Origin of the sequence: Shimia abyssi, from assembly GCF_003014475.1 — a bacterium.
Lineage (GTDB): Bacteria > Pseudomonadota > Alphaproteobacteria > Rhodobacterales > Rhodobacteraceae > Shimia > Shimia abyssi.
In genome coordinates this window covers 24545-39614 of the sequence record NZ_PYGJ01000016.1, presented here as the reverse complement: position 1 = coordinate 39614, position 15070 = coordinate 24545, and the positions used below count along the sequence as shown (strand labels likewise).

Sequence of the window (15070 nt, the reverse complement as noted above, 5' to 3'; positions counted from 1 at the left end):
GGCGGCAAGCAGCCAAAAGATATAAGAAAATGCAGTTCAAGCGATCTTGCCCGTTGACACCTTTTAAGGAAACTCGGATACCTTAAGGCGGAACCCTTTTTGGGGGCTACGTCTGTGCGTATGCCCTGTTATTAAAAATAATCTCTATCAGGAGAAACATCATGGCCGAAATTATTGGGACACCGAACGACGATATTCTCGACGGTACGAACGACGACGACACAATTAAAGGCTTGGCGGGCGATGACCTGATTGACGGCCTGGATGGCGACGACTTTCTGCGTGGAGATGACGGAGATGACGTTGTTTTTGGTAATGACGGCAACGACTCCATTTTTGCCGGCGAAGCGGACGACGGCGACGATTTGCAGTTGGGCGGCGACGGCGACGATGAAATCGGTGGGAATGGCGGAGATGATATTCTTATCGGTGACTCACATGACGGCGTCATGGATTTTGGTGATGCCAGTGATGACGGCAATGACCAGATTTACGGTGGTGACGGCCAGGACCTTCTGATTGGCGGTAGCTACGATAACGATGGGGTCGATGTTTCCTACGCGGGTGCTGCTGACGGCGCGATTGCTGGCAACATCAACGGTACAGGCAACACGGTTGCTTGGGCCGGTGACGGGAACGACATTGTCTATGGTGCGCACGGTTCAGATATTTTGGGCGGCGGTCACGGCGATGATCAGGTTTATGGTCTGGGTGGTGATGATATCATTTTTGGCAAGTCCGGCGATGACACCCTGGACGGTGGCGATGGCGATGATCTCATCTTTAACGGCGCTGGTTCTGATGTTGTCGATGGTGGCGCTGGTGACGACCTTATTTGGGCTGGTGGTGGCGACGACCAGCTGACCGGTGGCGCCGGTGGTGACACGTTCGGGTTTGATGCCGATACAGCAGGTAATGGCAACGACAATATCACCGACTTCAATACTGACGAAGACACTTTGCTGTTGGCAAACTATGGTTTCCAGACAAAATACGATGTCATCCGTGCCATGGCGGATAGCGAAGATGGTGTTGTTCTGACGCTGTCTGATGATGAAGTTGTAACAATTGCGGGCACAACAGTTCTGCAATTCCTGGCGGCTCCTGATTCTGCAATTGAACTGCAAGAGTTTGGTCCTGGTGGTGATGGTGGTTCTAGTTCAGTAACGTACCACACCATTTTTGATCAACTTCCGGAAGGAGAGTCTCCAGAGGAAGAGGCACCGGAAAAAGTGCTGATGTGGGGCTACACTCCTGGCTATGCCGGTGAAGACCATGACCATGACCACGAGGGCGCACATGGTGTTCCGGTCGAAGAGCTTCTGAGCTTTCTGACTACAATCACTGGTCTGGATCTGGCGGAGTTGGGGTTGATCGACGACGATGGAGTCGGTCCGTTTGACAATGTGACGGATATTTCACTGACGCTTGGTGATCTCGGCACCACCAGTGGTGGTGACGGTGGAAATGCTAACAACACCAACACGGGCAGCGGCGAAGATAACGATGCCACCGCAGACGGTGCTTCGGCGAATAGTAGTGTCAGTATCTCGTTCGCTGATGGCTCTGTCGTAAATACAGAAGCCGTTTTGGGCGGTTACTATTTTGACTTCCTGAACAACCTGATCTACGACCAGGAAGGAAATTCGCGTCTGTTCTGGGGTGTCCCGGGTGGTGTGGATGAAGATTCAAGTTATGATAGCGGTGCAGGGTCGGACCGTCTGGTTCTGACCGAAGCTCAAAACTATTGGGGCGATCACAGTGATCTTGATGCTCCAGGCACAGTCGAAGAAAGCTTGGAGCCAGGCAGCTATACTGGAGATGGTGATGATGTCATTGTGGCGGGCCGTTTGGAGCTGCTACATCAGGCATTTATCGAAGCTGGCGCTGGTTACAACGTATTGGAAGTAGACGCCAAAGGCGTTTATGCGCAGCCTCTAAAGCTGGAGAATATTCAAGAAGTCCACATCAACAATCTGCCTAATTTCTATTCGGATGGCAGTGGTAGTTCGACATCCAGCGGATTCCCGAGTGACTATCCGGAAGTAACGGGTAACAACACCTATCCGGACAGCTTCTTGGATCTGTCTCGTGCGACTGAGGTGGAGCGTGTCGTTATCACCGAAGGTGTGGATGTTTTTGAAGGAATCAACATCGGTCAATTGACCGTGGCTGGCATTCGCAACAACGCAGTAGCGCGCTTGGAAGGTGGTTTCCATGGCGGTGTCAATCTGCATTACGGCGAAGGGCAAGAGGGTGGTATTATCCTTGAGTTGAACCTCGGTGATACCGGTTCTGAATTCCTTCTAAATGTTGCACATAACAGCAACACGCTCACCCTTGTATCGATGGGTGGTGGCAATGCGATTGAGGAAATTGACCTTGGAAATGGCCTCCTGACAACCTTGAATATTATTGGTGATGCGCCCCTTTATCTGGGCGACGATATTTCCGACTGGTTTGAGGATGGCCGTCCAGTAACGGTTAATGCCATTGAGAACACAGGTGGAGTTGATCTGAACATCAACAATCATCGTGAAGTTATTATTCTTGGCTCAAAAGGTAATGACGAATGGCAGATTGACCATGCTCGGTCTCTTGAGATGGTGCTGCAAGACGGCGACAACCGTGTAAACGCCAATGATGTTGAATTCTCCAGCATCGTTGGTGGTGACGGTGATAACGTCATCACTCAGGTTGACGTTGAAAGGAATGTCGAAGTTTCAGATGTTACCTTGGGTAACGGCGATAACTTCGTTGCTGTTAATGCCCGTCAGTCGATTGATATTAGTACTGGCGAAGGCGACGACTATATTGTTGTCGGTGGATACTTCTCTGACTTTGAGTTTGGCAAGTCACAAACCACTACCAGCGACGACGATAATGGCGTTCTTGTCAATATTAATGTGGGCGGCGGGGACAACACTGTCCGTCTCGGTTGGAACAAAGATGGCAATGACAAGATGCCGAACCTGGCCGATGGTGTGAACGGTGGCGACGTTGATTGGATCGACGACACTCTTCACGACACAATGGACGGCATTACCGCATTGCCTGGCTCGGTCATTCGGGGCAAGGATATAGCCCTCTTTGTTGATCAAACCAGTGACGTAACGCAGGTTGACTTCTCCGAGGCTAATTTCTCCGAGGTTGTTCTGCAGGGCGATGCTGGCCTTGCTGTCACACTGGGTCAATTCTTGGCGATCGGTCCGGACAAGATGCGTGCGGAATATGGTGCGTTTGACGAGGTTGCAAATGTGACCATTGTTGTCAGCGAAGATTTGAACTTTGATGATCTTGGCGACCTGGAAACCATGATTGACAACGGTGTTCGCATTTCGATCTTCCTGGAAGATGGTGCAATGTTGACGCTGACTGCGGAGCAGCTCGACAAATATGTCGCCAACGACGGCATCCTCACGGATATCGCTGGTTTGACAGGGTCCGTGATGATCACGGACGCAGGCCTGTCTTTCAATGAGTTTGGTACAGACTCCAGCACAGGTGGTGTTGAAGGCGCTGAATTTATTAGTGGTACGCTGTCTGACGATTCAGACTGTGGTTTTGATGACGGTACCGGTGTAACCATCATGCGCACAGCGGATGGTTATGAGCGCCCCGCGCCGACAAGCTCAGATGATGCTCTTAAGATCGACACAGATCCTGGCGTTGTTACGATCTCAGAAGATCTGATAACTTCGGAGACAGACACACTGTTGATTTCTGGGTCCAACGACTTGGTTATCGCAGATGGTGTCTGCATCGAGTTGGATCCGGAAGCCACAGTTGATTTTTCGGGTCTGACCGGGGATCTTACGGGTATGGACTTGCTCCTTCGCGGCGCATCCCAACCAACGATCATCGGCAATGCTGATACGGACAACCGGATTGACCTGAAGCTCGTTGGAGTTGAGGTTTCACATCCCGGCGACAATATCTTTACCGCTGCGGTTGTTGGTGAGGAAGGTTATGACAAAGGAATCAACTCCTCTGGTGTCCAGACCTTTGTTGTCACTGACGTCGATGATGGTGAAGATGACGGCAATGGCACAGTTGATCCGGCAGAACTTCTCAAGTGGAACACCGTTCTGACCGATCAGGAGTTCGCGACTATTTATGTTTGCGATAAGACTGAGGATCTTGAGGTTTTGGGTCTGCAGGGCAACTTCAATGCAGTTGTGAATTTCCTGCAGGTGAATTGGGGTGTCGATCTTTTGCTTGAAGGTGACGGCGCGGTTGATCATAGCGCCAAAGCCAACGGCAACCCTGCTTGGTCGAACATCGGTCAGGTCAACATGGACTTCTTCTGGCCAGGCGCGCCCGCTGTTGTGAATATCAACAACCAGGGTGTCGATCTTGGAGCAGACGGACGTCCGCTTCACGTTGAAGCCATTAACATTACTAATGCCTCAAGCATCACAGTAAATGTTGAAGATGGTGATGCCGTTATTGGGTCGATTAACAACAATTCCGAGTTCAACGGTGGTGTGGGCGTTACCGACTCTGGTACAGGGCCGCATGATGGAGATGCTAGTCTTGATCTGCCGGACTTCTTGGGGTCGGGCAACGAGATGGTCGAAACTCTGACCTTCGTATCTGCCAATGATGTAACGGTTCAAGGTGGCTTTGATCTTGCTGGCCTGTCGACCATCGATGCGAGCGCTGTTGATGGTACGTTCACATTGATGCTGACCGATATGATGGCGGTCAACGATCTCAGCGATGTTGACCTGATTGGTGTTGAAGCGATTGTGTTTGGTAACGATGGAACGCAAGTCACCGTGAGTGCCGATCAGATCATTGATCTGGGTGTTGATGGCTTTGCTGACACATCTGTTGAGATGAGCATGATGACCATGCTCAACGTCAACGGTCTGTCGACACAGGAAATCGACTTCCGCGACATTGATGTCGAGGGCATTGGTGAAGTGGCCTTCGCCGATGTGGACGGTGAATTTACCGTTGCTGCGGGTACAGACTTCGACTGCGCGGAGTGTCTGGTCGTGAACGCTGTGGAAAACGACACCACAGTGGTTCTTACTTATGACCAGCTGCTTTCAGCGGACACGAAGACACCAGACGGCATTGTCGATGTCAAAGTGAACACTGGGATTACCAAGGGTGGTGACACCTTCACGGGTACAGTTGCTCTGACAGACATTGGCGAAGACGACTGCGTTGATGTTTCTCAGTTCGTGGACGGCGGCGTCGCCGAAGGCGATATCAACGTTGAGCTCCGCTTGGTTGATTTCACAGCAAGTGCAGACTTCGGTGTGATTGGCGGCAGCGATGTCGATCTGATTACCATAAATGCGAGCGGCGCTGTTGATCTGACGGCCTCTGGCTCGGAAATGAACGGTAAGGACATCGATGATGTCGATTGCATTGTTCTCGAAGATGGTGCGGTTCTGACGCTCACAGCAGCTCAGGTTGATGCGCTTGAAAACGGCGACGATGAAATCCAGATCAAACTGGCTGATGGTGCTTCGGCAACTCTGAATGTCACCGATCTGTCGACTGAATCGATTGATCTAGACGCTCTGGTTGAGGCGTATCCTGGCCTCAACATCGGAACAGTGTCTATTTTGGATCTGGGTGATCCCGCATCCCCTGGCGCTAGTGACATCGTAATCGATGCCGCAACTACCTTCGGTGGTGCGGACGAAATTGTGACGCCGACAGCTGATGAGAACGACGCCGACGATGGCTTGGAACCAACTACAGTCACGATGACCGTACAGCAGTTCCTGTCCAGCGCAGGCATCATCACTGGTGACTCAGTCATCAACATGACTAATCTGGTGAACAACAACGACAGCGATGGCGACTTTGTCCTTGATGAAGCCGTTGTTGACTTGTCGGGTGTGAACAATGCTGGTTTCGTTCAGCTTGGCGAGTTGACTGTGACTTTGGCGGACGGTTCCGATTTGGGTGATTTCCAGATCCAGCTATCCAACGGTCAGATGATCCGCTTCAACGCGCCTGAACAGGCTGACGGAGCAGATATCGTCGAGATTGGTGGCGGAACTCCAGTAACAGCTGTTGCTTGGTTGTTTGAGAGTTCGGCAATCCAACCGATTGATACGACTAACTACAACGGCGGTATCAACCACCTCTTCATCTCCGAGGAGTTGATTGACAATACGCCTGGCCAGAACGAGGAAGCAATCTGGAACACTCTGGCTTCGTCGATTGTGGTTGAGAAATACAATGCGAACGACATTCCAGACATTGTCATTCCGTTTGATCGAGTGAACACGTTTGAGGCTCTTACTGCAGTCAACGGCGTCGTCTACGATGATCAGGACGAGTATCAGACCATTGCCAATCTGACTATCAATCTTGAAGGTCACACCAATATTGGTGATGTAGGTGTCGGTGATACGGTTGTCGCCGCAGGCGAGCCTTCAATCTTCGATACCCTGACGATCAACTCGTATGAAGATCGCACGACCTTAGGTGCGCTAGACACTGGTTTCGATTTCCTTCCAAACCGTGTTGGTGACATCAGTCTGAACGTGGGTACAGTGGATGAGTTGCTGGATGTTACGATTAACACCGGTGATTTCTTCGACGCAGTTAACGTGAACGGTGCTGCGGCCACTCGGGATGGATTGGACATCGAAGTTGGCACGATCTTCTTCGGTGCCGAGGAGGCCGATAGCCATGCGCTTCTGACGCTGACGGGTGACAACGACATCACGATTGATGATGTGGACATCTCTGACGCGGAAGTTTCTCTGCTGCACATTGATGTTGATGAAGTGTTCGATGGCAACCCACCGGCGGAAGTGACCATTGGTGGTGAAAGCCTGAATGATCTAGCAGATGCCGTTGGTCTGGCAGATGATCTCGACTCCGTCTTCCACATGGATGGCTTTGTAGCCGATGACACGGATTCTCTGGGCACTGCGCCTTGGGATGAGGAGATCATCATTCGTACAGTTGGTGGTGACAACAACGTCAAGGAGCTGGGTGTTGGCTCGGCATTTGAAGTTGACGCGGTTATCATTGAACCTGGTACGACTTTGACGATGACTGCTGCTCAAGTTGCTGCGGTTGGAATCGTTGATGCAGATGGTGACGGTGTTGCGGATAACTGGATTGGCGGCGGCACGTTGCACATCTGTGATCTGAACGGCGAAGATCTGGATCTGGATCTGATTGCCGCGGCAGGCATCAATATCGGTACGATTACGATCGAAGGTGACGGTGTTACGGAACTGCACCCGGACACCACACTTGGTGATGCGGATGTGATCGAGATCATCGCAGAAGACAACGGCACACCGGAAGACGTGACGCTGGTCTTGACGGCAGCGCAGTTCCAAAGTTCGAGCGAAGTGATCATTGAGACAGTCTCGGGTGACGCAACTGCAAGCGTGACGATTGATCAGGTTGCTAGCATCGGTACGGCCGCAGAGCCGGGTGATCCATTGCTGGTTGATCTGGACCTGAGCGGTGTGGCTGTGACAACGGGTACCAACAACCTGTTCTTGACCGATGATGATGACACAAACGTGCCTGCGGACGTGCTCTTCTCAGATACGTCGGTTCTGAACAGTGGTGACAACAGCTTCGCAGTGAATCTGTGGGACATCAATGATGATGGTGGTGCGGTAGCACACGAGCTTGATGGTCAGACTGTTCGCTTCTCGAATGCAGTTCAAGCAGAGCGTGTCGTGAATGTGCTTGGTGCAGATGACGACACGAACCCGGCAAATGACTTGGTGCCCACAGATGCCAACTATCCGATGATAGATGAATCTGAGAAGAACGAGAAGGACACCAACGTTGTATGGGCCTTCAGCTCAATTGTTGGCACCGTGGAAGCTGGCGTTGTGGATGTGTCGGGCTACAATGGCAACCTGGGCCGTCTCTGGCTGCGGGATGACCTCGTAGACGGTGTCAATGTTGATGCGCTCTTCACGATCACGGATGAAAACGGGGACGCTTTCTTCACGTTGGATGCTGATATCATCAAGCGTATCGATGAGACCGATCTGATTGGCTTGCTTGAGCTGAACGTGCCGATTAACCAAACTGTTGAAGTCAGTGCGTTTACCCAACTTGCATTTGGTACTGAGTACACGATCGAAGACCTGCTGGTCAGCGTCGCAAATCTCGATATTAGCTTGGGTGGTGAAACCAGCATTGGCGATCTGTTGATCGACAACTTGCTGGCTGCTCCGGACCCGAATTTCCCGAACTTCCCGGGAGATGATGAGTTCGGTACGTTGACCATCAACTCGTACCTGGCAGATGACAATGCACACTACCTGCTGCCGGATGGTTGGGATCCTGCGGACAATCCGCTGCCGAGCAACACGCTCTACTTCGATGGTGACAACGTCATTGGTGACATCGCAAGTGGCCCAAGTCGTGGTGAGCTGGCCAATGTCGACATCGATACGTCGGCACCTGGTGAGATTGGCGCAAGCCTCGTCTTCGGTACGATGTCGCTGTCGGATGATGATGCCAATTCTACTGCAACGGTTGATATCGACGGCAACAACAACAACGACGTCACTGGTAAAGCGATTGATACTAGCGACGCCGATGTAACGACGCTTGTTGTTGATACTACTGGCTTTAACGGTGTGTTCACGCTCACAGGTGGTAGCCCAGCGTTTGATCTTGACGACACTGAGATCCTGCGACTTGTTGATGCCAACGGTAACAGCACCGTGAACTCGGGCTACGAGCCTGAGTTGGACGGTAACGGCAACCTGGTTCTGAACCTTGATGGCAACGGCGTGCCTTATGCCGGTGTCGCGGGTGCGGATCTGAGCCTGATTGATACCGATGGTCACGATGGTAATGTCAACTTGGGTGTCATTGCGGAAGTTGATGGGGATGATTTCACCCTCGACAACAATGGCAACGCCAACGGCACGGTTACTGCTACACTTGGTGACGCTAACGTCGATGGAAACACAGTGGCGCCAGAATTGAATGATGGCGGCACTTGGGACTTTGATGATGGCAACACCAACGGTCCTGGCATGGAGTTGACCATTCAGGAATCGGCCGAGTTCGGTGCGGGTAACCTTCGCTTCAACCAAGTGGATGTGATCAACATTGAAGGTGACGTCGACTTCACCGGTCTGCTGGCGGACGATGGCAACACTGGTGCTGTTGAAGGCCTGGAAATCATTGGCGATGGCAACTCCAACGACAACACACAGTTCGTGTTGGCCGAGGGCGCAACGCTGAAGATGACTGATGAGCAATTCATCCAGTTTAAGGATGAGTTTGACATCACTGGGCCAGGTACGGACCTCACGGTTGATGCTGCGTTTATCACTGACAATGGTGGTGACCTGACTGAACTCCGTGGTCTCACCTCGATTGATGTTGCGGCAGGTTCCGTTGTCACTATGACACCTGAGCAAGCACGTATTGCGACGGTTGATGGCGGCGCGGTTGGTGATCTGACGGGTATCGATGTCACCATCATCGTTGATGACGAAGATGAATGCGGCGATCCGCTTGGTCCGCTTCTTGATGGCAACGGCAACGCTGTTACCGATGACGTCAATGGCAACAACAACGCAGTTGACAGCTATGAAGACCTGACCGGTGTTATGGGCATCAACACCCTGATCATTGAAGACAGTGACGGTAACCCGAATACTGTTGATGTGACGGTTGGTGTGACTGTTGAGGAAGCAGACGGCCTGGCGACAGGCGGCACTGTGACCAAAAATGGTAACGATCTTCTCGCGGCAGCTGGTGATACCGATGTTAACGGAAATGCAGATGGCAACTTCGTCGATTTGACAGATCCGAATGCTTTGGACTTGTCGCTGGTGGATGCTCTGCTTCTGCAGGATGAAGATGCGACGATCGTTGATCTTACACAGCTTCAAACACTGAGTGGAAATGGCGCGGCGATTATTCAAGAGGACGCGGACGGTAACCCGAATACTCTCGATAATCCAATCATTCTGAAGGCTGCAGGTGACATCTCTGATGAGAACCTGAACCTGGTGGATGGCCTGATCCTGACTGGAGACGCCACTGTTTCTCTGCTTCAGGCAGAAAGCTTCGGCTTTGGGGTTGTGGAAGATCCGGCAGACTCGGGCTTCACGCTCTTCGTGGATGACCTCCAGTTTGACGCGAACGGCAACGCCAATCCAAATGTCAACATCAACCTGACGAACCTTAGCTCGGATACCAATGCCAACGACAATGTGTCGACGGGCCTGAGCAGCGTGGTTCTGAAGACTGATGCGGTGGACGAAAATGCCAACCCGATCACGGTGGAAATCAACTCTGTGGCCGTGGATGGTAATGGGAACACCGTCATTACCGGATTGATGGCAGATGGTGACGGCAACGCGAACACTGTTGATGTCCAAATTGACGACGCCAACCTGTTCTCCAACCCGTTTGATGCCTTCGAAGTGTCTGGCTCGGCTGATTTCGATCAGAACGTCAACCTGAACCTGAACAACTACGACTTCACCTACTCGGGTAGCGGGTCGTATACCAATGACGAGACGGATGTGACCGGAACGTCGACTTGGGATGGTTCGGGTGCAACCGGGGACGTTTCTGTCAACTTGGACTTCGACGACAACAACGCAAATCAGAATACAACCGACTTCACCTTCACGGGGTCGAGCGGTGTGAATGTTGTTGAAATCGTTGACGAAGGTGAGTTGAGCCAAGTTCTTGGTAATGGTGGCACCGTCAGTCTGACAGGTGGTCCGGGTGGTACCGACGAGTTCGTCATCAATGATGACGAAGACGTCAACACCAACCCGAATGGCAACCTGCCATTGGATGCTGTGAGTGGCTTCGAGTATCTGGTGCTAGGTGATCTGGACGGCAATGAGTTCTACGATCTCACGGGCGTAGACCAGTTCATGGCTCTGATCCTTGACGATGCCAATTCGAACCAGAACAGCAACTTCAATGTGAATGGTATCGATGCCAACCTGGCAATGGACATTCGGTTGCGGTTCAATAACGACGGCTTCAATATGATCAATGCTCTTGATCTGGCGCTGGAAGATGCCAATGGCAACACCGATGAAGTTCAGGTTACTTTCTTGATGGATGGGAACGAGTGGGATGACAACAACCAGCCCAATTACATGGAGTTTCTGACCATCGATGGTGTTGAAACCATTACCCTTGTGTCTTCTGGTGATGCGCTTGACGGTAACGGTAACCGGACGGAGAACGATGTTTACAGTCTGTTTGCAGATGCAGTCGAGACTCTGGTTATTGAGGGAGACGTTGACTTCAATGTTAACACCAATAGCGCCCCGATGCTTGACACTGTTGACGCCAATGGTTTCAGCGGTGGTTCATTGAAGTTCTCCGATGGAAACGGTCTGACTATCGATCTGGATTATCTGGGAGCGGCGTCCTCGGCTGACCAAGACGTCAACATCAACAGCAATGATGTTGGGTTGAACATCAACACAGGTGACGGGGAGGATGATGTTAACGTTAACCAGTTCTCGACCTTGGCCTCTGATCGGGTTGAAATCAGCACGGAAGCTGGCGATGACCTCATCAATGTCGATCTAGGTGACAACAACGCGGATGTCGATGTTGAAGCCGGAGCGGACAGCGACGTGGTTCGTCATTGGCGGGGTGGTGATGACATCGACTTCGATCTTGGAACCGGCATGGACTTGTTCGTCGCCACTTACGATGTCAATGGCAACGACGCTCTTTCTGGAGTTAGTGACCTTGTCATCGATGGTGGAGATGGGAACGACCTGATCCTCATCAATCTTGAAGATGGCAACGGTCCTGCAACGGGTGTCATTGCGTTGGGGTCGGGAGCCGATCGTCTGGGTCTGTTGAACAGCTTGAACGATGACGGGAACATCGATGATCGCGCCATTGGTGTCTCTGACTTCGATGTCGACGACGATGTAATCATCCTCGAAGCGTTCGACTTCAATACGAACAGCAACCTGATGTTTGATGGGAATTCCATCCCTGCAGATGCCAACGGAAACAATATCCAAGTTACCGATGACGTCACTTTCGTGACTCAGTCGTTCCCAAGTGGAGCTGGATATGACATTTCCGGTGCTTCTGTGGCTGGCACAACCTTGATCGTTGAGTTCTCATTTGATGCAAACAACAATGCGGATGACTGGGACGCCAACTTCCCGGATGGAGAAGACTTGCTTCGCGGCTTGGACTCCAATGGGAACAATACCGACATCACGGTTACGGCAGATCAGAGCGGCTACATTGTTGCCTACAACAGTGGTGATGCATGGATCTGGGCCTACGAGGATGCCGATGGTAACGGAGATGTCGACTCCAACGAAGTCGAGTTGGTTACTCGCCTCGAAGACATCAACATCGGTGCCTTGGACGGCGACAACTTCGACGAGATGTTCCTCTAAGGAACGAAAGATGAGCCCCGCTTTACTTTGCGGGGTCCATCGAAGATAAACATGGCGCTCCGGTTGTCCGGGGCGCCTTTTTACACGATGTAACTCAATGTTGGATGCGAATGCTCGACGAACGCCGTATAGTCACTGAACTACCTTCGTTTCCGGACGAGGTCACACTCTTTCAAGCCGTGGGAATCTTGGGCACGCTAGATCGCCCCAAAAACCAAAGTCAGCTCATGGAGCGGACCAGCATTCATGATCCGGTTGTCCGGGTCTGGGCTCTTTCATCTCTTATCGCAAAAGCGGCGCGCGTGGATGGTAACTTGCTTGTTATGGCGATGCACGTGGCGCGCAGGAGTGCACATCTGCGCCAACTGCTGCTCCCGCGCTTTCTGAGCACTTTCAGATTTGATCTCGTCAATAAGCTTCAAGAGTTGGAGGAGGCCTCACTTGAGAGCGAAAAAGATCTGCATCTCAAGATGATGGAAGCTACCCTGCAGAATGACTATGAGGCCCAGGTTCTGCTACATGAGAGGCTATATCTCATGACGGGCAATCCCAAACATGTCACGGACGCGCGTGACATAGCCCGTTCAAGGTTGAATTGGAGCAAAGCTCTTAAGCCAATGCTGAGAGCCATTTTTACGCATACGGAACCGCTGCAAGCGTCGCTCATCGGATTGTTGCGTATGCTGGAGCGGGAAGATGCTCGGGATCAGTTCAAGCTCTTTGCTCAGGTTATTCGCCCCAACGAAGAGGCTAGGCTCGCGAGCATCTACGCGTTTGCTCAGATGCATTATTGGGACAAACAGTATCAAAAGTGTATTCAGGTTTTAGAAAAATCGAATGCGCTTAAGCTTACGAAGGACAAGCTCTCTATATTGAATGCGCTTGTGGCAAACGCTTATGAGAAAGACGGCGATTACGAGAACGCGGCGAAGTGGTATCAACTTCAAAACGAAGCGCTGAAGCAAAAAAACCTCAAACCAGAACGTTACATTGCTGATCTTGAAAACAGGGCAGGTTGGCCTGTTCCAAAGCTGCCGGAAGACAAGAACGATAACTACTTTATCATGACTGGATTTCCACGATCGGGCACAACGCTCCTTGAAAACGCCTTGTCCTCGCATCCCAAGGTGATGGCATGCGAGGAGACATCGTCTTTGATCGGATCTATTTTCACTGCTTACAAATCACCGATGTCGGCGGATCCAGATGGAAAGAATATTGGACTTCGAGGTGTGGCGCATCGGCAGCTATACTATCAAAACCTGACAAGATACGTGAACAAGCCTGACGTTCAGGCGATCATCGATAAGACTCCGATCATTGGTTCCAATATCAAATACATGGAGAAGATTTTTCCTAGTAAGAAATACATCTTTTCGATCCGCCATCCATATGATGTCGTGCTGTCAAACTGGAAACAGGATTATGCGCAGAACATTGCCATGACGGCGTTCAACGACATTCATACGTCTTGCGTTCTTTACAATCATGTTATGTCCGACTGGTTTGAAGTGTTTCCAGGCAAAACCGATCGGGTGTATTATATTAAGTATGATGAATTGGTGAATGACTTTGACGCGGTGATCGGTGGGGCCCTCGATTTCTTGGGTGTTGAATGGACGGATGAAGTGCGCAACTTCGCCGAGAACGCATCGAAACGAGCTGTCCGAACGCCAAGCTATGCCAATGTTCGTAAGGGTCTTTCTCTCGGAGTGCAGTCATCCTGGCAGAACTTTGAATTCTTGTTCGATGAGGAATGCCGGAAGCTTCTTGACCCTTGGGTTGAGAGATTTGAATACGCGGCCTGAATCGATGATTGGCTATACACCGGACATTCAGCCTATCCGGCCCAGTGTAGCGAAGTCACATGGCTGGGAGCGTAGGCGAGAGGACGTGCTATCGTTTGCCGTGACTGATGCGTCATGCCCAATTGTTCTCGAAGAAATGCAACTTGCCTTGGTGAGTCTTCCTTTAGCCTTTGCGCGGCGGAAAAGTGGCGAATTTGAACTGGTAGCGGTTACTGGTTTATATGCCCAAGAGAACCTGCTGCTCACAGAAGAAGGGAGCTGGCGGACATCCTATGTTCCTAGCTGGTATCGCGGTTATCCGTTCTATGCTGGTGTGTCTACGGGTGGAGACGGGCAGGACCGTATTGCGTTGTGCTTTGACCATGCGAGTGGCCGTTACAGGGAAGAGCCGGAAACAGCACACGGAGAAGACAGGTTTTTTGATGCGGAGGGTAGCCTGAAGCCTGTTCTTTCACGCCTGACAACCTTCTTTACGAAACGGCATTTGTCTCGGAAGCGTACTCTGGCTGCGATCAAATGCCTAGCGGAGGCTGACTTGCTTCAGCCTTGGGAATGGTCATTTGAAAATCCTGTTCCCGAAAAGCCTCTGCGAGATGGTTTCTGGACAGTGGATCGGGTGCGATTGCGGAATATTTCTGAAGACGTATTCCGTGACCTCTTTGAAACGCGCGCTCTAGAGATGGCCTATCTCCAGCTTGCATCTATGCCACAGTTGGCGGTGTTGCGCCAATTTGCAATGCTTTCAGCTCATAAATCAGAGGATCAAGCACCTGACGAAAGCGGGCAGTCAATTGATCAGTTCTTCGAGGATGATGAGATAGAGTTCCGTTGGTAGGTAAAGGCAGTTGGATTTTTGTGTGCGTGGTTGACGCTTCC

General features: G+C 51.4%; 3 protein-coding genes. All 3 read left to right on the top strand.

The window, feature by feature from the left end; all coding sequences use genetic code 11:
• Positions 1 to 161 precede the first annotated feature (161 nt).
• The 3 genes from CLV88_RS18510 to CLV88_RS18500 all read left to right on the top strand — a co-directional run bounded on the left by CLV88_RS18510 (position 162) and on the right by CLV88_RS18500 (position 15029).
• On the top strand, positions 162 to 12386 hold the full coding sequence (locus tag CLV88_RS18510; RefSeq protein ID WP_106609905.1) for a calcium-binding protein: 12225 nt from the start codon (positions 162 to 164) through the stop codon (positions 12384 to 12386).
• Between the two features lie 110 nt (positions 12387 to 12496).
• Entirely contained in the window at positions 12497 to 14194 is a 1698-nt protein-coding gene (locus CLV88_RS18505; protein WP_165798939.1) for a tetratricopeptide repeat-containing sulfotransferase family protein, read from the top strand.
• Positions 14136 to 15029: a SapC family protein gene (locus CLV88_RS18500; RefSeq protein WP_341477190.1), complete on the top strand. Its 894-nt coding sequence runs from the start codon at positions 14136 to 14138 to the stop codon at positions 15027 to 15029. The genes CLV88_RS18505 and CLV88_RS18500 overlap by 59 nt, the downstream gene beginning before the upstream one ends.
• The last annotated feature ends 41 nt before the right edge of the window (positions 15030 to 15070 follow it).